Below are 25053 nucleotides of genomic sequence, written 5' to 3'. Positions count from 1 at the left end.
TCACCTCACATTAAACCCGTCACTAATATATTCTTTACCACCCTGGGATATATTCCTCTATTAAAGTTTTTTTATCTCCATATAGCTGGCATTTCACCTATAATTCCATTCCTCCCTTCCTTGCTCATTCTAAAGCTTACTTTTGACAAAAGTACTATATCTGATAAAAAGATACTAAAAAAAGATGAATAAAATATATTTATTATATTAAAAAAAGTTTTAACATTGACAACATATATTTCCATATAGTATCATCTATGTATGAGATAGAAAAAAATAACTGTATTTATAGAAAAGGGGGAATGTTATGAAAAAGATGAAGCTAACTACTAAAATATTCATAGGACTTATCTTGGGTGCTATTGTTGGAGCAGTTCTCTATCCTATGAGGGATGTAGCTTTTGTGGACAAATTTGTTATCGGTTTTGTATTCGAACTATTAGGTACCGCTTTTATGAGATCTATCAGAATGATGGTGGTTCCACTGGTATTCTTCTCACTTACACTTGGAGCTTCAAGTGCTGGAGATATTAAAAAACTTGGAAGAATAGGATCTAAAACACTCTTCTTCTACCTTGTAACTACTGCACTGGCTATTTCAATTGCCATTGGACTTGCAAACATTATCAATCCTGGAAAGGGATTCTCCATGGAGATGATGGAGGGAATTACATATAGTGCAAAGGAATCTATTCCATTTGTACAGGTTCTTCTAAATATGATTCCTACAAATCCGGTTTCAGCACTGGCTAATGGAAATATGCTTCAGATCATTGTATTTGCAATACTCTGTGGTAGTGCTATGACTCTTATGGGAGATAAGGCTTCTAAGCTTAAAGATGTTGTTTCCCAGGCTAACGACATGGTTCTTAAGGTAGTTGAGATGATCATGCACATTGCACCATTTGGTGTATTTGGTCTTATTGGTAAGACCTTTGCTACCCTTGGATATGATGCTATAAAGCCTCTATTGGTTTATTTTGTTACAGTGCTTCTTGCCCTAGTGCTTCACGCACTGATTACCTACCAGGGATTCCTAGTATTATTTACAAAGATGAATCCTATAAACTTCTTTAAGAAGATGGTTCCGGCTCTTTCAGTTGCTTTCTCTACATCAAGTAGTGCTGCTACCCTTCCAGTTACAATGGAGTGTGTAGAGGAGGGATTCGGAGTTAAGAATGAGATCTCGTCATTTACTCTGCCTCTTGGAGTTACTATAAACATGGACGGTACTGCTATCATGCAGGGAGTTGCCACTGTATTTATCGCTCAGATCTACGGTGTACAGCTTGGAATTACCGAGTATTTAATGGTTATCGTTACAGCTACAGTAGCTTCCATCGGTACAGCAGGAGTACCAGGAGTGGGACTTATCATGCTTTCCATGGTACTTACTCAGGTAGGACTTCCAGTTGAGGGAATCGGTCTTATTATGGGAGTAGACAGACTTCTGGACATGTCCAGAACAGCAATTAATATTTGTGGAGACGCCGCTTGTACTCTTATCGTTGCAAACTCCGAGGATGGGTTTGAGACTTCTAAGGAACCTGCATCTGTTAAGGTCAACAAGGCATAATTCAAACCTCATGAAAAGGGTATCCCTTCGTACAGGATACCCTTTTTTAATGTCTATTTTTTACTCTGCAAACACATTTATTAAGCATTTAAATTGATATGGCTGTCTGCAGGCAGTCGTCCTGCTTCACATTAAATACCTTACTTCATTGCGTTTAACTTCTTCAGGCTCTGTAGAGAGCCCAGGAGAGCAATGTAAAACCTGTATTGCCTATAAAGACAATTGCCGGAAGACTTGATCTTTGGATACCTTTGTATCAAGACAAAGGTAATAAATTTTATATTTTATTCAATAAAAAAAGCTGGTACAAACCAGCTTTTTTCATTTCTTAAAAACAAGGGGGATTTATTGCAAATATTATCTTTGCTGCTTCCTCTCCCTCATTCCTCCACTTATGCTTCATATAGGAGTTTATTCTGGCACTGTCCCCCTTAAAGAGAGTGAACTCATCTCCCTCAAGATAGAGCTTCACACTCCCCTCAAGTATATACGCCACTTCCTCACCCCTGTGCTCCCTTCTCTTCCCCGAGGACTCAGTTCCCGGCTCAAGGGTCAGTATCATAAACTCAATATCTCCTGAAAGGTCCGGGGTAAGAAGCTCATAGGAGGTACCCTCCCCCTTGGAGAAGGTCATGGATCTCCTCTCATTCCTTCTTACTATAAAGCTGTCCCTTGGAACCTCCTCCTTGAAGAATAGGAAGAGGGGGGTCTCCAGTACATCTGCAATATTCTTTATTGTATTTATAGAGGGGTTGGCACTTCCCTTCTCGATCTGACTGAGGAGGGAGGAGGAGACTCCTGCTGTTTCTGCCAGGGCTTTAAGGGTGAGCCCCTTGGAGAGCCTGAACTCCCTTATCTTTGATCCTATATTTATATTACTCACCTGTTCCTCCTGAATATCTTTTTTACACCTGATTATATCAAATTTTCCCCCAGATTAAAATTAAATTTAATTAAACTCAATAAATAAAATTTAATTCTATAAAATTTTTCTTGCATTTTTTTATCTCTTTGAATATAATTCAACCATAGTAAATTTAATATATAAAATTTAATTCAATTGAATTTAGGAGGAGATATGAATATTAAGGAACTTACAACCCCATGCTTTCTGTTAGATCTGGATACCATGGAGAAAAATATAGAGAGGTTTCAGAGGATCGCCAATGAAAACAATACCCAGCTTTGGCCTATGCTGAAAACTCATAAGAGTACAGAGATCACAAGGATGCAGATGGAAGCTGGAGCAGCGGGAGTTCTTACTGGAACTCTGGACGAAGCTGAAGCTGTTGTGGAGAAAGCTGGAGTTAAGAGGGTAATGCTGGCATACCCTGTACTGGGAGTGGCCAACATAAAGAGGGTTATAGAGCTCAACAAGAAGGCAGAGGTATACATCGCCCTAGATGGCATAGAGGGGGCTCGTGAGGTAAGTGCCCTTCTGGGAGAGGAGGAGATCAACTACCTCATCATCTTCGATTCGGGACTGGGAAGATTTGGAGTATCACCAGAAGCAGCTCCATCCCTTGTAAGGGAGATAGAGGAGCTTGCCAACCTGAAGTTTGCAGGGATCTGCACCCATACTGGACAGGTGTATGGAGTGTCTGGGAAGGAGGAAGTTCCAGGAGTTATAAAAGCTGAAGTAGAGGCTACCCAGAGGATCGTAAAAAATCTGGAGGAAGCTGGCTTCAAACCAGAGATTGTGGCTACAGGTACTACCCCTACATTCTTTGAAGCTGTTAAATCCGACCTTATAAATGCCTCAAGACCTGGAAACTATGTTTTCTTCGATGCTATCCAGATCGCCCTTGGAGCTGCCACTGTGGAGGAGTGTTCCCTTACAGTTATGGCCACTATCCTTTCTAAGCCTAAAAGCGACCTATTCATCCTGGACTGTGGAAGCAAGTGCCTGGGACTGGACAAGGGAGCCCACGGAACATCTCTTACAGAGGGATTCGGAATGGTAAAGGGACACCCTGAGCTTCTCATGGCTGGACTTTCAGAGGAAGTAGCCAAGGTCAAGATCACAGGGAAAACAGACCTCAAGGTGGGAGATAGAGTGGAGATCATACCAAACCACTCATGTTCCGCTGCCAATATGACCAGCTACCTTACTGGTCACAGAGGGGGAGAGGTAGAAAGATTTATAGAGGTGGACATAAGAGGAAACTCAAATAAACCTAAGATGATATAAAAAGTTGTATAATAATAGATCTTAAAACTTTTAATACCTTTTTAGTCCAAGATCTATACAAATTAATTTTACTGGAGATTATTTACCTAAATTCAAGAAGTGGGGTTCATAGTCGACGAGCTCCACAGTAAAAAATGCTCCGTTCCGTTATTCACCTTCAGGCTCTGTAGAGAGCCCAGCGAAGGAACGAAAAATATGTAATTACTTTAGAAGACAATTATGAATCCCTAGATCTTCTTTGGGTACTTTCTTATATCATGGTAAGAAAGTACCTCGCTCTCTTTAGAAAGTGAAAAAGATTTTATACTTTGTCTTGATAACAAAGAGGAAGGCTAAAGCCTTCCTTTTTTTTAGTTATTGAACCCCTTAGATAATAAAGTATAGGGAGATGGCATAGACAGCTCCCATTAAAAGTGAAGCCTCTTTCCTCCTGAAGCATATCCCTGTAATAAATATTACCTGCATCGCAATATCCATGAGGGGAAGTGCTGTATTGAAGTCTCCCAGGTGGCTAAACAGACTTCCCTTAGTGAATATATCCAGAATAAAGAGGGTTCCCAGGTTAAAGAGGTTGCTTCCCAGGATATTACCCATTGCCTGCTGGAACCCTCCCCTTCTCACAGACTCTATGGAAACTATAAGTTCCGGAAGGGATGTGGATACAGCCAGAAGTAGTCCTCCCACCAGTGACTGCCCCAATACCCAACCCATTATGGGGGTTATGCTGAGGGTGTCAGCTACTCTTGAAAGAGCTATCCCCAGTACTACCACCCCTGTGGAATCTAAAAGAAAGCTTTTTAGAGGCCCCATAATCTCGGAAAATGGTCTTCTCTCTCTGCTTCCCTGTCCTCCCTCACTCCTTATAAATCTCAGATAGAGCAGGATTATTCCCAGGATAAAGGGGCTCTGCCCCAGAACACTTACATCCCTCATGAGGTAACCTCCCAGGAAGAGCACTATAAGAACAAGGGAGAGCTTGGACAGCTTCCTTCCCTCATCCCCGTCTATACTGCTCATAAAGATAAACCTCCTCAGGATAAAGATATCCATGAGAAATATAATAAATACATTGAATATATTACTCCCGAATATATTGGATACAGCCATGGAGTGGTTTCCAAGAAAAACCGAGCTTACCCCCACTATGAGTTCCGGCAAGGAGGTTATGGAAGCCAGAAGGAGTGCTCCTACCCAGGAAGCCTCCATTCCAAGCACATCTCCTAGCCTTTCACCAGATACCGTTAATCTTCTTGCAAAACAGATCATCATCCCTGCTATAAGAAAAAATAAAATTAAAACTGTCATCTCCTACCTCCTGACGACTATATAATTTGATAAAAAAAGAGACTTTTGCCAGATTTATATCTGACAAAAGTCTCACCATGGATCTCTCCATTAACAGGTCCAGGTGTTTCCACCATGTATGTTGAACCTATCTGCCCTAAGGCCGGTTACTCCCCTTTGTAGGTTTGATTAACACTATAAAACAAAGTATAACGACGCCATATAGATAACTCCCATTACAAGGGAGCTTCTTCTCTTCTGAAGGTAGAGGCCTCCAATAAATACTCCCTGCATAATAAATGCAACCACTGGAATTCCAATATTCAGCTCACCTAAGTGAGTATAGAGGCTTCCCTTAGAAAGGATCTCCAGAACAAAGAGGGTTCCCAGATTAAAGAGATTACTTCCCAGGATATTACCCATTGCCTGCTGACAGTTCCCTCTTCTTACAGATTCTATGGATACTGTAAGCTCTGGAAGAGAGGTAGCCACTGCAAGAAGCAGAGCCCCTACTATAGACTGTCCTAATACATGCCCCATTATAGGAGTCACTGCTATTATATCCGCTATCTTAGATAGAGCTATCCCCAGCCCCACTACTCCTATGGAATCCAGGATAAATACCTTCAGAGGCTTCTTTATCTCCTCATAGGAAACTCTCCTCTTCTCTCCGCTTCCTCCCTCTCCCTTAAGGAACTTCAGGTAGATCACAAGGATCATCAGGATAAAGGGACTCTGCCCCAGAAGATTTACTTCCTTTAGAAGGAAGCCTCCCATAAAGATTGCCGTCAATATTAGGGTAAGCTTGGAGAGGTTTATCCCCTCCTCCTCATCTATCTCTCCCATAAAGATAAAGTTCCTCAGAATAAATATATCCATAAGGAAAACTATAAAAAGATTAAATATATTACTTCCAAATATATTGGACACAGCCATGGACTGGTTCCCCATTAGGGAGGATCCCCCACCTATGATCAGTTCCGGCAGGGAGGTTATTGAAGCTAGCAGCAGGGCTCCTACCCATGATGCCTCCATCCCCAGGCCATCTCCAAGTTCCTCTCCCGATACCGTCAGCCTCTTGGCAAAGTAGATCATCACCCCGGCTACCAGGACAAATAACAGTAGATACATCATCTTAATTCTCTCCTTTTACAACAAGTTCGCTACCCCTAAAAAAAAGAGACCTTTGCCAGATTCATATCTGACAAAAGTCTCGCCATAGATTCCTCTATTAACAGGTCCAGGTGTTTCCACCAGGTATGTTGAACCTGTCTGCCTTTAAAAAAGGCCGGCTACTCCCCTTTGTAGGTGTAGTTTTATTTTCAAAGGAATTATATCAGTAACCACCATAAAAATCAATATTTTTTTAAAGGAATCCTAATTTTTTACCTGAAGGTCATGGGGTCCACTGTAATCCCATCCCTCCTTATCTCATAGTGAAGGTGGGGACCTGTACTCCTTCCGCTGTTCCCACTCTTGGCTATGATCTCCCCTTTAGTAACCCTGTCTCCAATCTCTACAAGGTACTCATCCAGATGGGCAAACCTTGTGGAGTAGCCGTTGTCGTGATCTATAATCACTATTCGTCCATACCCCTTCATCCATCCTGCACTCCTCACAACTCCCTCAGACGGGGCATATACCGGGGTTCCTATACCTGCTCTCAGATCCACTCCGCTGTGCTTTTTATCCTTCCTTCCTGTTATGGGATCACTTCTATAACCCCACTCACTGGTTACCCCCTTCCACTCAAGAGGCCAGAGAAAATCAGGCTGAGTACTCCTATACTCCACAGCAACCACAGGGTCGTACCTTCCCCTTATTACCCGCTTGCCTCCCTCTATCCTTCTTCCACCCATGGGTTCCACCCTTACCCACCTCTCCTTATACTCTCCCAGATCCAGGTAGAGACGCTGACCCTCATAGATGGCGTCGCTTTCAAGGTCATTGATCCCCCTTATACTCTCTACCTCTACTCCATACTTCTTGGCTATCCCCTCCAGGGTATCTCCCCTCTCTACAAGGTGATAGTTTGTATATATGAAATCCTCCTCCATTGCCAGGGCTCCCTGAAAGGTAAAGATCATCGTTATTATCAGTATAATTATCTTCATACTTCTCCCCTCCTAATAACTCATTCTCCCCTTCCAGTCCCTCTCCTCTTTTTTCCATATAAAAAAGACCCCGAAAGGGGTCTTCTGCTATTAGTCCAGGTGGCTTGTATTTGAAAAGTCCTCCATCCTATACTCACCATCTCTATAACTAACTATAGTAAGACTTGTGTTTTCAGGAACTGGATCCTCCCAGTACTTGTCCAGGCCATGTCCCCATACATGCATAAAGATGCTCTTCAGGGTCATACCGTGGCTCACTACAAGTATCCTTCCTCCATTGGGGTGGGCTTTAACCAGGTGATCCAGTCCCTCCATCACCCTGTCATCTACCTCCTGAAAGGTCTCCCCATTAAAAGCAGTAGGGTCATAGATGATAGCATCCTCCCAAAGGTTTTTATACTGCTCTGGATGAAGCTTCTGGAACTCCTTCTTGGAAAGTCCCTCCATATCTCCAAAGGACATCTCCCTCAGAGCTGGTATTGTAAAGAGGGCCTGCTCCCTCTCTCCCCTTATTATCTCTGCTGTAAGGCTGGCTCTTCCCATGGGACTTGAGTAGATACCGTCAAACTCCACATCCTTCAGTGCCTCTCCCAGCTTTGCAGCCTGAGCTTTTCCCTTTTCAGTTAGGGGTGAATTCTGCTTCCCCTGAAGCATCCCCTTTAAGTTCCATTCTGTTTCACCATGTCTTACAAAATATATTTCCAACATACTACTATCTACACCTCTTCCTAATTTGTATACTTTTTAAATTCATCGCTAACTATATAATCCCTTATGAGCTGAATTCTGGTGGCGCTGTTTGGGTGGGTACTGAAGAACTCCAGCGGTTCTCCATCCTTGTCTGCTGCCATCCTCTCCCAGAAGTCCACCGCTTCATTGGGGTCATACCCTGCAAGGGCCATAAAGATAAGTCCCAGCTTGTCCGCTTCCTTCTCGTGGTCACGGCTGTACTTTAGAGTAACAAGGCTGCTTCCTGCCCCGTAAGCCTCCATAAATAACTCCGCTCCCTCTACGGCATTGGTCTCAAACACCTGGGCCAGAGTGGATCCCCCGTATTGCTTCAGAAGTTCCTGACTCATCCTTTCCCTTCCGTGGTCGGCTATTGCATGGGCTATCTCGTGTCCCATTACCACAGCCAGTCCCTCTTCATCCCTTGTATATGGAAGGATTCCCGTATAGAAAGCTACCTTTCCTCCAGGCATACACCATGCATTTACCTGTTCAGACTCCAGTAGATTAAACTCCCACTGAAAATCGTCGTCCAGGTGGGCATACTCAGGCTGACTGTTGAGAAACTCCTCTACAGCCCTGGCTATCTTCCCTCCTACCCTCTTGACCATGGCACTGTCCGGGTTATCGAGGACCTTATTCTCCTCTATTACCTTATCATACTGTATATAGCTCTGCTGAAGAACCTCATCCCTTCCCACAAGGAGAAGCTGCGACCTCCCTGTTATAGGAGCTCTGGAACACCCTATAGCCGCAAGAAGTAGTGCTGCCACTATAATCTTTTTCATACTTTCTCCCCCCTTCTTACAATACCTTTATCTACTAAAACCATAAGGGTTCTCCTCTTAATCATATCAAAATAGAGGAGAAAAATCAAAGGAGTAGGCAGACCCTCCCATTGACATTCTTTGACTTTTGTAGTAAAATCATTCGGTAAACTATATAAAACCACCCTGGGTGGTAGATGTTCGTAACCCTCCATCTTTAAAAAACTAGGCCATTGGGATAATTATCCCCATTTTCGTATGGAAATTTATGGCAGGTTTTTCCTGCCTTTTTTATTTAACAAAATTGAGGTGAATACATGGGAATTAGATACAGCAGGATAGAGACGGGAAACAGAAGGGAGATCGTCCTTCTCAAGGGTTTCCCCTGCAGCTATGGCAAGTGCAAGTTCTGTAACTATATAGAGGATAACTCCACAGACCGTGAGGAGATTGTGGCAGTCAATGAGGATGCCCTGAGAGAGGTCAGAGGAGATATGGATGTCCTGGAGGTTATAAACTCCGGGTCGGTCTTTGAGCTACCCCACCAGACCCTGAGTGCCATAAGGGACCTTGTAGCTGTGAAAGGGATCAAGACCCTCTACTTTGAGGCCTACTATGGATATATCAAGAGGCTTCCAGAGATCAGGGAGTTCTTCAAAGGAACCGAGATCAGATTTAGGATAGGTCTGGAAACCTTTGATGATAACTTCAGGATCCAGGGACTGGGAAAGAACTTCTCCCTCAGGGAGGAGGAGTACAAGGTTCTGGGTGAGGAGTTTTACTCAGCCTGCCTTCTGGTGTGTATAGAGGGGCAGAGCAGGGAAATGATCCGTAGGGATATTGAGATGGGACTTAGGTACTTTAAGTCCATCACTGTAAATGTATTTATAGATAATGGAACCCCTGTAAAGCAGGATAAAGAACTGGTTAAGTGGTTTGTAGAGGAGTTCGGACACCTGGCTCATGACAGCAGGGTGGAGATACTTCTGGATAACAAGGACCTGGGGGTCTTCGAACAATAAGGAGGAAGTATGAGAAATGAGATGCTTTGGGTTATCATGCTTATAGTAAACTTTGCATGTATCCTGTTTGCCTATAAAAGGTATGGAAGGATAGGGCTCTTTTGCTGGATACCTATCTCGGTAATTATAGCCAATATCCAGGTGGTGCTTCTTGTGGATATCTTCGGCTTTGGAACCACCCTTGGAAATATCGTCTATGCCAGCGGATTCCTGGTTACAGATATTCTCTCGGAAAACTACGGTGAGGAGGATGCCAAGAAGGCTGTTGGTATAGGATTCTTCTCCCTCATCTCCATGACGCTGATCATGCAGATAGCTGTGGCCTTTGCCCCTACCCAGGTAACTGAGGGGATGGCCAACTACGATGCTGTTAAGACCATATTCAGCTTCATGCCGAGAATTGTCCTTGCAGGTCTGGCTGCCTATGGTATCTCCCAGAAGCACGATGTGTGGGCATATGCCTTCTGGAAGAGAAGGTTCAGCGGAAGAAAGAATATATGGATCAGGAACAACCTGAGTACCATGACAAGTCAGTTTTTAGATAACGGAGTTTTCACAGTCCTTGCCTTCTGGGGAGTGTTCCCTACAGAGGTTCTCTGGGAGATCTTCTGGACAACCTATATCATGAAGTGGGTAGTGGCATTCTTCGACACACCTTTCGTGTATCTGGCAGAGTCCCTTAAAAACAAGGGCAAAATATCTGAGATTCAGCTATCCAAGGCAGCCTAGGCTGCCTTTTTTATTGCTTTCCTCAAATAGCTTCACATATTTTCTTTAAAAATGAGGAGTAGGCAAGTTCTTGTAACTTGCCTACTCCTCATTAATCTCTCTATTCTGCTACCTCTATCCTTCCTGTGGAGTAGCTAGTCTCATACCCCTCAAGCTCAAAGTCCTCCACCTTAAAGTCGTAGAAGTCCTCTACCCTTCTTTTTATCTTAAGCTTCGGCAGCTCCTTCTCCCCACTGTCTTTACTATGATCTATCATCCTATCTATCACATCAAAGTGCCTGTCGTATACGTGAAGATCTGTCACCACATGGAGAAGCTCCCCCACCTCTAGTCCAGATACATGGGCAAACATATGCATGAGCAGGGCGTACTGTACCACATTGAAGGATCCTGGTCCCGCCGCTGTAAGGAAATCCCCCGACCTCTGGATGAGTACCATATTGAGCTTTCCATCCTTTACCGAGATATTGGTTCCATAGGCACATGGCTGAAGCCCCATCTCTCCCAGATCATCGTGGTTGAATATATTGGTGACTATCCTTCTGCTGCCGGGATCCTCTTTAAGAAGGTAGAGGACCCTGTCCACCTGGTCCATCCTTCCCTCTGGAAACTCTATCTCTCTTCCCAGCTGATACCCATAGGCCTTTCCTATGGTAGCATAGCCCTCCTCGTCCTCATAGTTGGCCCAGGCATCCCATATCCTGCTTCCCAGGTCTGCTACCCTGTTGGACTTCTTCTGCCAGATCCAGAGGATCTCATCCAGGGCTGTCTTCCAGGCTATCCTTCTGAGGGAGAGGATGGGAAAGCCCCTACTCAGATCATACCTGTGAACCCTTCCAAATAAAGCCTTGGTATGGGCTGGTGTTCCGTCCGACCACCTGGGTCTCACCTCCTGCCCCTCATCTGAGATCCCCTCATCCCTTATCTCTCTATATGTATCCAGATACATCCTATCCACTATATTCATAATCTTCCTGCCTTTCATCTTAATATTAACTTTATACTATAAATTTCTTTATTTGTCCACTCAGGATTTATATTTGAAATAATCCTTACCCCATTACAGTAGAAAATAGGGTATAATATTCAGGTAATTTATATCTAAAAGAGGAGGCTTTACTGTGAAAAAGTTAATCTGTCTTACTTTCCTGCTGATCTCTATCCTGGCCCCATCATCAGGTGTAACCCTTGGATTCAATGAGGGAAATATGGCTTTCCCATTAAACCTTGAGGGACTGGACGATATAAGAAGTGGTAGATATACCCTCATCAAGTTCTGGCAGTCTACCTGCCCTCCCTGTCGTGAGGAGATAGAAGGATTTAAGGATTTCTACTCCAGAAGCAGTGAGGAGATGAATATCATCTTTATTGCCGTAAATAAAGATGAGGGAGTACTGAACACCTACCTGAGGGAAACCGGGCTGGATAAGGATATCCCTGTGTACTTTGACAGGGGAAGAAAAAATACCAGAACCTATGGTCTCAGAAGGACTCCCACCACCTTCCTTCTAGATGAGAGGGGAGTTATAGTATCCAGGTGGACTGGAGCCACCAAGTGGGATGAGGTAGATGCAGCTGACCTCATAGAGGTGAAGTAGCCTGTAAACTTAAGAGGAGGGATATCTATTGATATCCCTCCTCCTTTAATCTAATCTTTCCATGACTATATTTCTCTCTATCCTGGCCCTTCTGAAGATCTCCCTCACCAGATCCTGCACCGGCTTCTCCATCCCGTCGGAGATAGCCTTGGTCACCTTCTTATAGTGATTTATATTCCTTCCCTTGAGAAGGTCTATGTAGAGCCCTATCTGAACCCTCTCCTCCTCGTTCCACAAAATATCTTTTCTTGAATCCATTCCCTCATCCCCTCCCACTTCTCTGTAGTTACTACAAGGATACAATTCCTTTTCTCCCAAGTCAAGAATAATCCCTTCAAAAACGACAATAGTCGGGAAGAGGATCTAAATTTATGAGAAAATCATAGCATTAAGAAGGACCTTTGTAAGACATTTTTTAAGCAAGGAGGTATTGCTATGCTATTGGCAGACTATATAATGATAGGAATTATAGTGGGAGTAACCGTTCTCTCCATGGGAAGCTTAATTCTTTTCAGTAAGCAGGAAAAGGGGACTAAGTCCTCTGCATAATCCTCCTTATAAGTTAATGCCCAAGGGTGTTTCTTCCACTTTTTTTAGCGGAATACAGAGCTTCATCCACTCTTTCATATAATTTATTGAAGGGCTCTCCCGGCTTGCGCTGGGAGATTCCTATACTCACAGTGAGTCCTCCGATACCGGTGAAGTCAAACTCCTCTACCTTCCTTCTGAGTTTTTCACCAAATTTTATGGCCTCCTGAAGATCGATATTGGCAGCTAAGATTAAAACTTCATCCCCACCCCACCTGGCCACACTGTCTGTTGCCCTTACATTTTCCCTTAACAGCTGAGAGAGCTCGGATAAGACTTTATCCCCTACACTGTGCCCATAGGTATCATTTATCCTTTTAAAGTAATCCACATCCATCAGTAATACGCTCATAGGTGTACCATACCTGGAACTCCTCTTCATCTCATTTTTAATGTCCTTGTGGATAGCCCTTCTGTTTTTTAAGCCTGTGAGGGGATCTATCTCCGAGAGTATGTTTAGCTGCTGATTTTTTCTCTTTATCTCATCATAGAGTTCCTTGAATTTTTTATTTGTTTCCTTCATGAGAAGCTGTCTGTAAACCAGGCAGGAAACTATTATAATAAAGGTGATAGTCAGCAGCAGGACAAAAATTCCCACTCTGTGCCTTAGAAAAAAAGAAGGCGGCTTATTTATTATCCTTGCAGTGGGAAGAATCCTTTCCTCATCGATATCCCACTTCTCTAGTGCCCTGTAATCATAGGCGGCACTCATGGGAAATATCTCTTGGTAGTTATTACCCTCTCCTGAAAAGATAACCCTCCCTATCTCCTCCCCTATAACTTCAAAGCTGATGAGATATCCCCCTGCAATACCACTTCCCAGGAGCACCTTCCAAAAGCTGAATACAGGAATCCTTGAGTTTCTGCATATTATTTCAGAGACCTCATAGGGAGTCAGCTTCTCTCCAAAACCGTCGGAAAACATCAGGAGGTAGAAGGCTATGGTCCCATCCCCAGCCTTTGTGAGCTCCTTGGATATCTCGTAGATATTTCTATCTATTAGATACTCCACCTCTATATCCCTTGATAGTTTCTCTATAACCCCCTTTAATATATTAACCCGATTTTGACCTACCTTGCCTGAAGTACCTATAACGATGATCTTCTCCGTTTCCCTTATTCTCAGGATCTCTTCAACTGTAGCAGAGTAATCGGGTACAGATTTTATTACCAGGTCCCTCTCAAGGATACCTTCCTCTTTGGGCAACCCCTTAGATCCCTCAAGTAAAACCCTCTTGGAATCTGGAAAGATATCCCTCTGGGAGGTTAGGAGCTCTATGGAGTTGAAGCCCCAACAGATAATGTAGTCAAACTTGATATTTGAATACTTCCCCTTGAGATATTCCTTGTAGAAGCCGTAGGAGTCGTGCTCCAGCTTCTGTGAGTCCATATACTCAAAGTAGAGGTTCTCCTTCTGAGAATTTGTGTCAAACGTCCTGATAAGCCCTCTTTCAAGGGCTGTTGAAGCAGGAATCCCCTTCTCAAAGGAGGAAAGAAATAATACATTTATTGGTTCCTCTCCCATGGAAGTTACACAGATCAAGGGGAGGAGAAGCAAGGTGATTGAGATGAGGTTTTTTATCTCTATCTTAAGGTTACCGGAAATATCCACTATCCCTGAAAAACCTTCATTAAATACTCTTGTCAAAGACTGCAGTTTTTTCACTGCCATATATCCTCCCTTCATGTATACATTTTATGTGACAATATCAATTATACTCAATAATCTCCTCCAACTCAAAATTAACCTTAAAATAAATTTAAGGTTTAAAAGTGTCGTTTATTAATAAATCTGATGTTAATTCTTTTTCTGACTTAACACTAAAATTCCTTCTATCTTTTTATTGACCTAATAAGAAAAGCTTCCCTATACCCTAAATAATAGACCCTTAAAAACAATCCCTTGACATCTTCCAGTGAATAATGTAGTATTTGTACTGAACCAAAAACTTCAAATTTGAGGTTAGGTCAACAATAGCGCGCCTCTATAGCTCAATTGGATAGAGCATCTGACTTCGGATCAGAGGGTTGTGGGTTCGATTCCTGCTGGGGGCGCCATGAATTCCCCCACAACCTCGTGGGTAAATAATTTAAAGATAAGTAGATTCAGAAGGAGTAGTTATTAACTACTCCTTTTTTATATAGGTTGAATTTATAAGTACAAATGATGAATTGTTCTGGTAAATAAAAAATAGCTAAAGACAAGCCTCAGCTATTTTACAGATAAGAAAATTATGTTTTTAATATCTAAAACTAATAGATTTATTTGTAGCAGGCTGTTCCTTCAACCTGAACTAAACACTTGTCACTTACAAAGTCTGAAGTTATTACTGTTCTTACCGGATATTGATCTTTATCAAAGTTCTTTTCCCAAATGCTGTGCATTCCATGAAAATCTTCTATATTTTTAAGTATAACTGTTAACTTAACTATATTTTGAAGACTCATGTCAATTTCTTTTAATGATTCTTCAAGGTACTTCAGTGTCTGTTCCATTTGTTCTTCAATGGTTGTTAGCAAAGTACCTTCTTTAGTACCATAACCTCCAAAGTGGCCAATATGTACAAGATCATTTGTAATAACAAATGTAGATAGATCATACTGATCATAAGGTGGAATAACGATTCGTTTTATCATGTGGCAAAACCTCCAGTGTGTTTTATATAATATAAAACACTAATATAATCAATAGTAAAAAATCATAACATCATTTTTTTATAAAAATCTATGTTTGGGAGCATTATAGCAAACATTAATAGCTGTCTCAATATTTATTTAATATGGAATTAATTTTAAAAATCGTCTTGAAATTTTATTTGTTGAGATTTATTAAATGACAATTTTAAGTGGAACAAATAAAGATTTGTTCCTTTAAATGTATTTCTGTACATTTAAAACTAAATATATCAGGGAATACTATCGTAGATCAGAAAAGTCGTAATTATTATTGAAATTCTCCTTAAATAAATGTTAAAATTCTAATAAAAATTAAAGGGGTGATCTTTTATGAATTACAAAATTAATTTTGATTTTTCATTTTTGGATGTTTTAAAATTTTCTCTTGTCAATTTACTTTTACTAGTTATTACTTTTGGACTAGCATTACCTTTTGTATTTTTTAATACTATTCAATTTATAACTGATAACTTAGAGATTATGACAAAAGAAAATTTCGATAAGAAGGTTGGGAAAGAATTTTAAAAACAATTTTACTTGATTCTAGCGGATAAAAAAGCCCTGATTTATTTCAGGGCTTTTTTTATGTCAATAAATAGTTATATAAAAACTTAGTGTCAGAACAAATATATAATTTATTCTATGCTTTTATCTAGGCTTGAAGGTTATTTTTCAAGGTAATAACATCTTTAACCGATTAAAATAGATTTTATATAAGCTAATACCATAATAATAATTTCAGCCTCTCTCTCAGAGTAAAAATATCCTTCAGTTAACCAAACAAAAAGAGCTTTTTAAAAGCTCTTTTTATTTATAGCTTAACCTCTATTTCATACCCTGAATAATCATGTACATAGATCCTTCTAATTATAAGGTTTAAGATTTCTCTTATCTCAGCATTGTATTTATCTGTATCGCTCTCTAGGATCTTTCGTAACATCTCCATATTATCTTCATCGAAGTTTGTATTCTGGAGTTTTAATATTTTTTCTTTAAGATCTATTAGTTCCTTATTGTCAGCTTCTATTAAAGTATTCAATCTATTGAGTCTTTCTTTTAGCTTTTCCTTCTTTATAAGGCCATCATTAAACAGCTCTATAAAATCATCTTTCTTATCTTCCAGTTCCCTAATTTTCTTTTCTAATTCTTCTATCTCTTTATAATAGTCTATTTCTTTTATACTTCCTGAATTAAGCAGCTTAATCTTTTCATCTTTGAATATACCTTCGATTATTACTTTATCTACTTTTTTCATATTTAACCTTTTACCGCAATTATCACATCTGTAATACTCTATCATCTTTTTTCGATTAGGCATATTACCAAATAGCTTCCCACCACAACTACAAACTATCATCCCGGAAAAAAGATATTTTCTATTTATCTTACCTGTAGCAAATTTCTTCTGGTTACTGCTTAATATATCCTGGACTTCCTTCCATTCTTCCTTAGAGATAATAGGCTCTATTACATCCCATACTAATAAATGCTTATCATTTGTAGTTCTCTTCCCTGTGAAAACATCTTTAGGCCGCTTTCCGTAAGTTCTTCCACCTGCATAGATAGGATGCTTTAACCTCATTAGTAAGGTATGATAATTAATACCCATAAGCTCTGAGACCTTCTTTGCGCTTCTATGGATTTTTATAAGTCTAAACATCCTTTTAACATCATCTACCTCCAGGAGATCTACTATAAATTCTCCTTTATCATTTACCTTGTAACCATAAGGAATAGAACCACCCAGATATTTATTTTCTTCAGCTCTCTTATACATACCAGATCTGGTTCTCTTTGATATAAGTACCCTTTCATGCTCTGCTATAGCACCTGTTATATTCAGCATAAGTCTTCCTTCTGGGGTTGTAGTTGATAATTGAGGCTCTGTCACGCTTATGAAGGCTATATCATGTTTAGTAAGCTCATTAAGAAAGATCAACCTGGTGAGAAGATTTCTTGAAAGTCTGTCTGAGCTCCAAACCACTACTGCATCGAACTGCTTTAAGGAAAGAATGGTCTCAAGCCTCTTAAAAGCTTTTCTTTTACTTGAAGCTCCAGACATAATATCTTCATATACTTCAAAAATTTCATAGTTTTGTTCCTTACAGTAAGAGAGCATTTTTTTCTTCTGTATTTCAAGGCTGCCTATCTCATCTTGCATAGTAGTACTAACCCTTATATATACGGCTACTCTCTTTATTTCTTGCACCCTTATCTTCCTCCATCTTAGAAGCTAATATTTTAATCTTCTCCAAAATCACATTGCAATCCTTTAGTTCCATAATGCCCCCTATTAAAATATTTTATATTGAACTTCTTCATTTATAATGTCATAAGGAATAAGTTCTATTATTGTTTCCTCCACATAACTTAAAAGGTCATTACGATCTTCCAAAATAATAGAAACCTTTCTATCTAAGAGTTGTACCCACATGAGGTTGTTTTTATATGATAATTTAACAACTCCCCATTGACTAATAAACTTTTGCCTTCCTAACCTAGTAAGGTTTAGAGAACTAACTATATACTTTGAAGCTTTAGATTTCAGAGTATTAAACTTCACCATTACCTCCTTTTGCAAAAACGCAATAAAACTTCAGTAATAATATACTCCTTTTATTGTGAAAACGCAACATTAATATTGCAAAGATGCAAAAAAAATATAGTAAAATAACATAGAGCTTCAAAGTTGGAGGGAACATATGAATAACATTTTTGATAAACTAAAAACTAAAAGAAAAGAAAAAGGTTACAGTTTAGAAGCTGTCCAAGAAACTTTAAAAGCTGATTATGACCTTATAATCGACAAAAGTAATATATCTAGATATGAAAATGGAAAGGTCAAAACTGTTGATGCAAAAGTTATTAAGGCTCTTTGTAAAATTTATGGTCTTGATTACATCGAAGTTTTCAAGGAATTAGGATTTATTGATAGAGAATGTCCATACGAAGAAAATCATAATTTAATGAAAGTCCCTCTTTATTCTTCTGCTAGTGCTGGTTTGGGATGTCTTGCTGATTCTGATCCTATAGGAAGTACTTATTTCCCTAAAACTAATGGTGATCTTGTAAGTGTTAAAGTTGATGGTGATAGCATGGAACCAACTTTTAAAGATGGACAATATATCATCGTCAAAAAAGAAGTGGAAGTCAATTCTGGTGATGTTGGAGTATTTTTACATAAAGTTACTGGAGAATGTGTTGTAAAAAGGTTAGAAAAAAAAGAAGGTAAATATTTTCTTTCTAGTGATAATCCTAAGTACTCAGACAAAGAAATCCTAAGTGAAAGTATCGTTTGTTGTGGTAAGGTTATTGGAATAACCGATCAGAACGTGAGTAAAAAAAAGTTAGATCCCCTTTATAGTTTGATTGACAATCTACCTATTGGTAAAAGGTCATTAGCTGAAAAGCTATTAATGACACTTTTTGAAGAAGATGAATCAAAGAGCTAAACAGCTCTTTTTTAATTCGTTTATTGCGTTTTTGCAAAATATATGTATAATTGTAATGGAGGTGTCAAATGAAGATTGAAATTAATACTTTTGAGGATCTGAAAGCATTAGCTATAGTGAAAGGATTGAAAATATCAACTGAACTGCCTGGAATATTTGGATATAAAAGTAGATGGGGACTGAAGCAAGCAATGAAAAACCCCGAAAAAAAAGAAATCATTATTAAAAAAGCTAATATTTTTTTCAAAACTTAGTTGCGTAAACGCAAAATAATAATAAGGAGGAGTGTCATGGGAAGAACAGAAGGAGCACTCTCTAAGATGCTTGAAAGGAGTATGAATAACCAGTGCCGGTTTATGACCCTAGAGGAGTGTCTTAGAAATGAAGTTGTAATTGATAAGCTAGATGATGAGAGAAGGGAGAAGAGTTTTAAGAATACAAAGTGGCACAAGGATATGCGCAGGAGCTACCAGAAGAGGCTAGACGCCTTCCTGGAGGAACTGCTAAAGAATGGTGTTCCTATGGAACTGCTAAGCGTAGGAACTCAAATAAGCAAGGACTCCAAGGAGCATGATGAGAAGTTCTTTAGTAATGTAGCTGAACTGGAAGAGAAGGAAACCTTCTTTGAGGAGCAGAGCGACAGCACCAGGGACTACATGGTGAAGTTTACCAGTAAAGCCCTTGAGTTGTCCAGGATGGAAAGCTCAGAAGTAGAGAAAAGGATGATGGAAGAAAACCTTATAAAGAGGCTCGAAAAGTAGTAGAGAGAGGCTAAGTAGATCCAATACCTAAAGAGGAAATTAGGGTAAATCAGAAGGAGGCAAAATGAAATATTATAAAGTTTCTGACTTAGGGAACGGAGGGTTTTACCCACTGCAAAAAAACTTGTTTAATAATCCCTATTACCAGAAGAAAGTTAAGAAGATAAAAACTATAAGGAAGGTTAAAAAAGAGGTTACTGTTATCGAGGAACTTCTTTCAGACACTTCAAAAATTATATATGGAATCTTATGCGAAAAACTAAATCATTCTCTGGAGAATGGGTGGTTTGATGAGGATAAGAAAATCTTTGTGAAGTTTTCTGTAGAAACACTGGCAAAAATCTTAAATAAGTCTAAGGACACCATCATAACCTGTAAGAAGCAACTAGAATCAGTTGGGTTAATAGAGATATTTAAAACCAAGTATAAGTCAGATACTTTTTATATTGGAAAATTAGAGGAAAAGCCTACTGAAGAAATTGAAATGGAATTGGAGATAAGGATCCCTCAAAATAAGGAAGAGGAGGAAGGAAAAATCCTTGAAGTCGAAAACGTCGACCAGTCGAAACTTTCTGATCTACCGGTCGAAAACGTCGACTTCCTCGGAGTCGAAAATGTCGACCCTATTAAAACTAATAACAATAAAACTATTAATAAAACTACTACTAGGGAAAATCTGGAAAGCAGTAATTATAAAAATTATATTAAAGAGATTTTCAAAGAATGTGGTTTTGAGAGTATCACCAAGGGAACAGTTAAAAACATACTGGCTCTAAGTCCGACCTATGACAGACTTAGAGAGGTTTTAGAATACGTGAAAACAAATGAGATGGGAGAGGGGGCGATAGTTAAAGCTTTAAAGGATGAGTGGGTAACCCAGAAGCCTAAAAAGAGACTTCCTAAGAGGCTTTCAAGGGAAGATAAGATAAGCCTTGTTAAGAGCAAGTTAGGCATGGACAGGGTTAAGCAGATTAGGGAGGAGCTGGTAGAAAGGTACAAGAGATACCAGGGGAGCCCTAGTTTTGACAGGCATATAAGCAGGGAGCTAGATGAGAAGCTCTGTAAGCTCTATAGTTCCTGAGAACGCAAAGGAGGGGGCATGGACATTGAAAAATTATTAGAGGGAGAAGCGGATAAGTACCTAGAGAGAAATGGAATTCCAAATAAGGAATTTTTAGATCTGGAAAGTGAGTTTTTAGAAAGTATAGGAGGGAATAAATTGTTCTATACTTATGATTCACTAAGAGGTCAGGAGGAGTTAAAGGCTGTTGAAGAAGCTTACTTTGAGGGGCTTAAAACAGGTTTGAAGTTGCTAAATACTATCATTGATTTAGGGAAATTGGAGGTAGAACAGCTAAAGGAGGTTGCTAATGGAAAAAGAGCTAGCTAAGGTTAGAAAAAATATTCATGTTTCCAGGGCTATTTCTAAGCTGGAGGAGAAAAGCTATGAATATATAAACTTCTTAGAGATCTTTGAACATAAGTATACCCAGGAAGCAGTAAAAGCAGCCCTTAGAGAACTTTATATGTTTAACCGCGAAATTAAAGATATAAAGGGTCTAACAGCTGCCTTAATCATAAAGAACTATCACCTATAGAAGTCCGACCAAAGATACCTATAGGAGTAATTCTAAACTGAGTATATCACATATTTTAGAGAATTTATTTAATCCAGGGGGGATAAATTTGAATTGTCCAAACTGCAATACTAAGAATACAGCATATAGCTCCAAAGCTCTCTACGGAACCTTCAGATCCAGGTACTATAAGTGCAAAACTTGCCAGGCAGCATATACAACAAGATTTCACTCCTCAGAGACTTTAGTGAGCCTGAGGGAGGGAAAAGATGTTTAAGAAGAAGCCGGGACAGATAAATAAGATTCTAAGTAAGAATAAAAAAGAACTACTGAGGAGGAAGAATGTAAAAAAATGATATTTGAAAGGGGGAGAACCATATGTTTGAGTTGAAGAAGAGACAACTGGAAAACAATGTTCTTTTAAATAAGTTAAGTCAGTTAACCATAAAAAATAAAAGAACCAGGATTTCAACAAACAAAAAAAGACTGTAATAGAAGGAGTGATTAAATGTTTGATATAAGCAATCCAAATGAAGATTTCAGAGAAATAAAGATCCTTATGAATGGTTTTTATGGAGAAAATCACAAAAGAACTGAAGAAGTAAAGAAGTTAAAAGAAGCCTTACAGCTTGCAGAACTGAAGACCGAGGAGAAATTAAGGGTAGATGATATTGAGGGGTATACCACTTCTAAAAATGAGGAGGAATTTTATAGGAGAAAAATAAAGGCTATTGAGGAAATGAAACCCGTAAAGGTTGACCTCTTTAAGTTAAGGGAGCTGGTAAAGGAAGAGAGAGAAAAGATAGTTACAGAGTTTGAAGAAGGGAAAGAACCTTTAGAGAAAGCCTTTCTGAAAGCTCTAAAAGATCTTTGCGATTTTATGGAAGATAAGAGAAAGAGACATGAATCCTTAAGAAGGCTAGTAGATTCTTTTAATATGAAGGATAAGATAGGAGTATCCTCGATGATTTTAAAGTATCTGGATGGTGTGGACGTATCTTATTACAATAATGATGCAATTGAGCTTCAAAAAGGATTTTATGGTGGTCCTGTATCATTAAGATTTTATCTAGGTAAGAATCAATAAGGAGGTATTACTAATGAAAAGTTTAGAACAAAGGAAAAAAGAAGCGGTGGCTTTTATAGATGAGTTAAGTGAAATGAATATGAAGAAGAGAATAGAACATGAAAACGGGGAGCGGATTGCCGAACTTCATAATAGAAAATATAAGCTTAAAAATGAAGAGGATTTAAAGACAATCAACAAGTAAGCTAAAAAAATTTAAATTTAACTTAGAGGGGCGAGCGGAAAGGCTTCCCCTTCTTTTTTTGGAGGTGCTGTTATGGTGGGAATAGATCGAATCAAAATAGGAGTTGAAAGGGAAGGAATAAGCTATGAGGGAGATCTCCTGGAGTTAAAGCACGATAGGGTTGTGCGGATCAGGACAGGGGTTATATATGGTAACTTCTGGTCTAGCTTTGAGTTTAATCCCAGTAAGCTGCTATATAGAAGTAATATAAAGGGAATAACCACAGGAAGTGAATTTAAAGAGGCTCTCAGAGCCCTTCAGAGGTATCTTAAATCGAAGATAGGGGTAGAGATAGACCTGAGTAAGGCTTACTTAAAAAGAATAGAGCTGAATAAAGATCTGAAGCTTTATTGTGATGGGGTGCATTTTTTTAATAGGGAGATAATGAGGGATATCTTATTAAACACCTTTTTAAGTGGATGGGCTAAAAACCGTCATAGTTATACCTTTGATGCCCTGGGAAGAAAAGCTTCCCTGGACTACTACCATGAGAAAAAAGCCCAGGGACGCCTGGGATTATCAGAATTTGATTATGAGGGGATATTTGATTTTGAGGTCCTTGGGTTTACCTATATACTCACTGCAAGATCCCCGGGAGGAAATAAAAGACTGATAATCTACAACAAAACCTATGAGGCAGCTAAAAGGAAGAAGGTCTTCCTGGAGAAGGGAAACCTAGTACGGGTTGAATTTCAGATAAAATGGCCTGTTCTCAAAGAGAGGTTCGGGAAGATTTACCTGGATAAGTACCTGGAAATCTTTGAGGGATTTAATTCAAACTACTGGAGTGAACTTGTTAATGAAGTGGGACTGACTAATGAGAGGTTTGAGAAGCTTAAAAAACAAAGACTCTACTTGATAAAGAACCAAATGAAGATGATAGCCAGGCAATGGCCAAGGAACAGGGTATCAAGGTTATTAACACTTAGATGTGGCCAGGAGGGAAATTCCTTTTGGAGCAGGGAGGAGCTGCTAAAAAGTTGTGATGAGCTTGAAGGGACTAAACAAGACAAATACAAGAGAAGAAAAATAGCAAAAAAAGAAATGAAATTGTGTTCCTGGTTTGTGGAAAAGACACCTATTTTGGAATGGTTTTTAGACTCAATTGAAGAGAAAATTGGTAGCCCTTAGCATCATGACAAAAAAATGAGGGATAAAAGAGTTTTAGCCTAATATTAATAAGGGATAGAAAGTATTATGACTTTTGAAAAACACTCAAAAAAATAAAATTTCGAACTATGTAACACTATGGAGTTTGTTTAAAGCACTTTTATCCTTTTCTTATCCCTTTTCTTAGATATTTACAAGAAAGATTTGAAATAGAATTAAGAACTTTAAGAGAAAAAATAGAGAGGTGAACTTATGTTATCAGCTAATAGTTATGCAATACTAAATAAAAAGATTCAGAGAGTAAGAGTTAAAGAAATCTTTTCTGAGTCTAAAGTTAGACAAAGATATGAGAGAAATAAAAAATAAGAGAGAGTTAATAAAAAGAAAGACTGGATTGAATTCTGGTCTTTTTTGTTTCTCTTTAAAGAAGATCTACTTTAGTTCAATTGAAGAGTTTTAACCAGGTCAGAAGGAAAAGAAGGAACTGGGGAAAGCAAAAGGTACTGTGAGCCTAGATATAACTCATGAGGTGGCGAGGTCAGCGCGGGCTTTGTACGTGTGACAAAAAAAATCATCCGCCACCGCCAGAGGGGAAAAAATGAAAAAATGTTGTCTATAGAGGACCTTGGCCAGTGGGAAATCCTGGGGGAAGTAAAAGTAAAATCGATCTGTTAAGGGAAGAGGTGTTTTGAGTATACTAAGAGGAAGTCATATGAGGCCTTTAAAATCGAAATAAGAGCTTTGAAGGAGTAAAGCAAAAAGTAAATAACTGGAAAGAGGAAAAAGTAAAGTTTTATAAGGATGCAGCAGCAGTACTTTTTATAAATGAGTAGTAAGTGAGGCCTGTTATCCAAGAAGTAGGAGAAACATTTAAAGAAGCTCAAAACAGGATGGTGAAGGACTATGTATTAAAAACGACGGGATTAGAGGAGTTTAAGAAGCTGATAGAGAGTAGAGAAAGTATTTAAGAGGAAAAGACCTGGCTTCTAGGCCTAGTCTTTTTTTATTTAGAAAATTTATTCTAAATAAAGGTAGTCTTATGTTTTTTTTAGAATAATTTATTATAAAAATTTATTTATTAAGGAGAACAAAATGAAGAAGATATTATTTGGCTTATTTTTGGTATCAATAGTATTTGTATTTTTTATATCAGAAGAAAACGCAGAATTATTTTCTAAAGCACAAGAAAGGAATGGGCTTACTTATCTGATAAATAAAGAAAAACCATATACAGGAATCCTAGTTACCTATTATAAAAATAAACAAATAAAGTGGAAAGGGAATTATAAGGAAGGGAACCTTGATGGAAAATCTATTTGGTATTATAAAAATAGCGATATGAGCTTGACTATAAACTATAAGGAAGGCAAGAAAGAAAGAGAATATATTTATTACTGTGAAAATGGTCAGATAAAAGAAGTAAGGAATTATAAGGCAGGAAAGCGAGAAGGAGAATCTGTTAGTTATGATGAAAATGGTCAACTAAAAGAAAAATATAATTATTAGCTAAGTGATTTTTTTAAGGGAGAAGCTAGAATTAGTAGAAGCCCCCTTAAATAGATACAATAA

Annotated in this window: 29 protein-coding genes, 1 tRNA gene and 1 riboswitch; of the genes, 18 read left to right on the top strand and 12 right to left on the bottom strand. The window is 39.0% G+C overall.

What is annotated here, in order from left to right:
* The first annotated feature begins 307 nt into the window (after nucleotides 1-307).
* Nucleotides 308-1576, top strand: coding sequence for a dicarboxylate/amino acid:cation symporter (locus tag QMG11_RS00290; protein WP_281832220.1), 1269 nt, complete (start codon nucleotides 308-310; stop codon nucleotides 1574-1576).
* A gap of 328 nt (nucleotides 1577-1904) precedes the next feature.
* Here the strand turns inward: QMG11_RS00290 and QMG11_RS00285 are convergent, their stop codons facing one another.
* A complete protein-coding gene (locus QMG11_RS00285; RefSeq protein WP_281832219.1) occupies nucleotides 1905-2459 on the bottom strand; it encodes a cupin domain-containing protein in 555 nt (184 codons plus the stop codon).
* 195 nt (nucleotides 2460-2654) lie between these two features.
* Between QMG11_RS00285 and QMG11_RS00280 the strand changes: the two genes are divergently transcribed.
* On the top strand, nucleotides 2655-3767 hold the full coding sequence (locus QMG11_RS00280) for an alanine racemase (RefSeq protein ID WP_281832218.1): 1113 nt from the start codon (nucleotides 2655-2657) through the stop codon (nucleotides 3765-3767).
* A 366-nt stretch (nucleotides 3768-4133) separates the two neighbouring features.
* Here QMG11_RS00280 and QMG11_RS00275 read toward each other — a convergent pair whose 3' ends face one another.
* The 5 genes from QMG11_RS00275 to QMG11_RS00255 form a co-directional block, all read right to left on the bottom strand.
* Entirely contained in the window at nucleotides 4134-5072 is a 939-nt protein-coding gene (locus QMG11_RS00275) for a sodium:calcium antiporter (protein WP_281832217.1), read from the bottom strand.
* 174 nt (nucleotides 5073-5246) lie between these two features.
* Complete coding sequence (locus tag QMG11_RS00270; protein WP_281832216.1) at nucleotides 5247-6185, bottom strand: sodium:calcium antiporter; 939 nt, start codon at nucleotides 6183-6185, stop codon at nucleotides 5247-5249.
* 251 nt (nucleotides 6186-6436) lie between these two features.
* Complete coding sequence (locus QMG11_RS00265; RefSeq protein ID WP_281832214.1) at nucleotides 6437-7165, bottom strand: peptidoglycan DD-metalloendopeptidase family protein; 729 nt, start codon at nucleotides 7163-7165, stop codon at nucleotides 6437-6439.
* Nucleotides 7166-7255: 90 nt separating this feature from the next.
* Entirely contained in the window at nucleotides 7256-7873 is a 618-nt protein-coding gene (locus QMG11_RS00260; RefSeq protein ID WP_281832212.1) for a histidine phosphatase family protein, read from the bottom strand.
* 20 nt (nucleotides 7874-7893) lie between these two features.
* Nucleotides 7894-8682 carry a M48 family metallopeptidase gene (locus QMG11_RS00255; protein ID WP_281832211.1) on the bottom strand — a complete coding sequence of 263 codons (789 nt, stop codon included), beginning with the start codon at nucleotides 8680-8682 and terminating at the stop codon, nucleotides 7894-7896.
* Between the two features lie 169 nt (nucleotides 8683-8851).
* Nucleotides 8852-8896: riboswitch (PreQ1 riboswitch) on the top strand.
* A gap of 82 nt (nucleotides 8897-8978) precedes the next feature.
* Here QMG11_RS00255 and QMG11_RS00250 point away from each other — a divergent pair.
* Entirely contained in the window at nucleotides 8979-9683 is a 705-nt protein-coding gene (locus QMG11_RS00250) for a radical SAM protein (RefSeq protein ID WP_281832209.1), read from the top strand.
* A gap of 9 nt (nucleotides 9684-9692) precedes the next feature.
* Entirely contained in the window at nucleotides 9693-10412 is a 720-nt protein-coding gene (locus QMG11_RS00245) for a queuosine precursor transporter (RefSeq protein ID WP_281832207.1), read from the top strand.
* 100 nt (nucleotides 10413-10512) lie between these two features.
* On the opposite strand, the gene thyA is transcribed toward QMG11_RS00245, so the two are convergent.
* Nucleotides 10513-11379 carry a thymidylate synthase gene (thyA, locus tag QMG11_RS00240; RefSeq protein ID WP_281832205.1) on the bottom strand — a complete coding sequence of 289 codons (867 nt, stop codon included), beginning with the start codon at nucleotides 11377-11379 and terminating at the stop codon, nucleotides 10513-10515.
* A 154-nt stretch (nucleotides 11380-11533) separates the two neighbouring features.
* On the opposite strand from thyA, the gene QMG11_RS00235 reads away from it, so the two are divergent.
* Nucleotides 11534-12010, top strand: a complete 477-nt coding sequence (locus QMG11_RS00235) for a TlpA family protein disulfide reductase (protein ID WP_281832203.1) — start codon at nucleotides 11534-11536, stop codon at nucleotides 12008-12010.
* 45 nt (nucleotides 12011-12055) lie between these two features.
* Here the strand turns inward: QMG11_RS00235 and QMG11_RS00230 are convergent, their stop codons facing one another.
* Together QMG11_RS00230 and QMG11_RS00225 are read right to left on the bottom strand one after the other, a co-directional pair.
* A complete protein-coding gene (locus QMG11_RS00230; protein ID WP_281832201.1) occupies nucleotides 12056-12313 on the bottom strand; it encodes a hypothetical protein in 258 nt (85 codons plus the stop codon).
* A gap of 259 nt (nucleotides 12314-12572) precedes the next feature.
* Nucleotides 12573-14270 (bottom strand): GGDEF domain-containing protein, encoded by a 1698-nt coding sequence (locus QMG11_RS00225; protein WP_281832199.1) that lies wholly within the window; start codon nucleotides 14268-14270, stop codon nucleotides 12573-12575.
* Nucleotides 14271-14579: 309 nt separating this feature from the next.
* On the opposite strand from QMG11_RS00225, the gene QMG11_RS00220 reads away from it, so the two are divergent.
* A tRNA-Arg gene (locus QMG11_RS00220) sits at nucleotides 14580-14656 on the top strand.
* A 204-nt stretch (nucleotides 14657-14860) separates the two neighbouring features.
* Here QMG11_RS00220 and QMG11_RS00215 read toward each other — a convergent pair.
* The gene (locus QMG11_RS00215) at nucleotides 14861-15235 is read right to left on the bottom strand and encodes a RidA family protein (RefSeq protein ID WP_281832198.1); all 375 of its coding nucleotides are present in this window, start codon (nucleotides 15233-15235) and stop codon (nucleotides 14861-14863) included.
* Between the two features lie 369 nt (nucleotides 15236-15604).
* Here QMG11_RS00215 and QMG11_RS00210 point away from each other — a divergent pair, with 369 nt between their 5' ends.
* Entirely contained in the window at nucleotides 15605-15799 is a 195-nt protein-coding gene (locus tag QMG11_RS00210) for a hypothetical protein (RefSeq protein WP_281832196.1), read from the top strand.
* Nucleotides 15800-16085: 286 nt separating this feature from the next.
* Here QMG11_RS00210 and QMG11_RS00205 read toward each other — a convergent pair whose 3' ends face one another.
* Both QMG11_RS00205 and QMG11_RS00200 read right to left on the bottom strand, forming a co-directional pair.
* Nucleotides 16086-17483, bottom strand: coding sequence for a recombinase family protein (locus QMG11_RS00205; RefSeq protein WP_281832194.1), 1398 nt, complete (start codon nucleotides 17481-17483; stop codon nucleotides 16086-16088).
* 84 nt (nucleotides 17484-17567) lie between these two features.
* Nucleotides 17568-17837, bottom strand: a complete 270-nt coding sequence (locus QMG11_RS00200; RefSeq protein WP_281832193.1) for a hypothetical protein — start codon at nucleotides 17835-17837, stop codon at nucleotides 17568-17570.
* A gap of 139 nt (nucleotides 17838-17976) precedes the next feature.
* Between QMG11_RS00200 and QMG11_RS00195 the strand changes: the two genes are divergently transcribed.
* From QMG11_RS00195 to QMG11_RS00145, 11 genes are all read left to right on the top strand, one after another.
* Nucleotides 17977-18726, top strand: coding sequence for an XRE family transcriptional regulator (locus tag QMG11_RS00195; protein ID WP_281832191.1), 750 nt, complete (start codon nucleotides 17977-17979; stop codon nucleotides 18724-18726).
* Nucleotides 18727-18794: 68 nt separating this feature from the next.
* Nucleotides 18795-18980 carry a hypothetical protein gene (locus QMG11_RS00190; RefSeq protein ID WP_281832190.1) on the top strand — a complete coding sequence of 62 codons (186 nt, stop codon included), beginning with the start codon at nucleotides 18795-18797 and terminating at the stop codon, nucleotides 18978-18980.
* 36 nt (nucleotides 18981-19016) lie between these two features.
* Nucleotides 19017-19487 (top strand): hypothetical protein, encoded by a 471-nt coding sequence (locus tag QMG11_RS00185; protein ID WP_281832188.1) that lies wholly within the window; start codon nucleotides 19017-19019, stop codon nucleotides 19485-19487.
* Nucleotides 19488-19551: 64 nt separating this feature from the next.
* Nucleotides 19552-20568, top strand: a complete 1017-nt coding sequence (locus QMG11_RS00180; RefSeq protein ID WP_281832186.1) for a replication initiator protein A — start codon at nucleotides 19552-19554, stop codon at nucleotides 20566-20568.
* Between the two features lie 18 nt (nucleotides 20569-20586).
* Entirely contained in the window at nucleotides 20587-20877 is a 291-nt protein-coding gene (locus tag QMG11_RS00175; RefSeq protein ID WP_281832184.1) for a hypothetical protein, read from the top strand.
* The gene (locus QMG11_RS00170; RefSeq protein ID WP_281832183.1) at nucleotides 20858-21085 is read left to right on the top strand and encodes a hypothetical protein; all 228 of its coding nucleotides are present in this window, start codon (nucleotides 20858-20860) and stop codon (nucleotides 21083-21085) included. The genes QMG11_RS00175 and QMG11_RS00170 overlap by 20 nt, the downstream gene beginning before the upstream one ends.
* An 88-nt stretch (nucleotides 21086-21173) precedes the next feature.
* On the top strand, nucleotides 21174-21341 hold the full coding sequence (locus tag QMG11_RS00165) for an ogr/Delta-like zinc finger family protein (protein ID WP_281832181.1): 168 nt from the start codon (nucleotides 21174-21176) through the stop codon (nucleotides 21339-21341).
* A gap of 231 nt (nucleotides 21342-21572) precedes the next feature.
* A complete protein-coding gene (locus tag QMG11_RS00160) occupies nucleotides 21573-22151 on the top strand; it encodes a hypothetical protein (RefSeq protein ID WP_281832179.1) in 579 nt (192 codons plus the stop codon).
* A gap of 13 nt (nucleotides 22152-22164) precedes the next feature.
* Entirely contained in the window at nucleotides 22165-22335 is a 171-nt protein-coding gene (locus QMG11_RS00155) for a hypothetical protein (RefSeq protein WP_281832177.1), read from the top strand.
* Nucleotides 22336-22407: 72 nt separating this feature from the next.
* A complete protein-coding gene (locus QMG11_RS00150; RefSeq protein WP_281832173.1) occupies nucleotides 22408-23505 on the top strand; it encodes a hypothetical protein in 1098 nt (365 codons plus the stop codon).
* 1071 nt (nucleotides 23506-24576) lie between these two features.
* On the top strand, nucleotides 24577-24990 hold the full coding sequence (locus tag QMG11_RS00145) for a toxin-antitoxin system YwqK family antitoxin (protein WP_281832171.1): 414 nt from the start codon (nucleotides 24577-24579) through the stop codon (nucleotides 24988-24990).
* Nucleotides 24991-25053 lie beyond the last annotated feature (63 nt).

Origin of the sequence: Propionigenium maris DSM 9537 (assembly GCF_027925155.1) — a bacterium.
In the GTDB taxonomy this organism is placed as follows: domain Bacteria; phylum Fusobacteriota; class Fusobacteriia; order Fusobacteriales; family Fusobacteriaceae; genus Propionigenium; species Propionigenium maris.
Note: the sequence above shows the minus strand (reverse complement) of the source record. Positions and strands in the feature narration are given on the sequence as shown.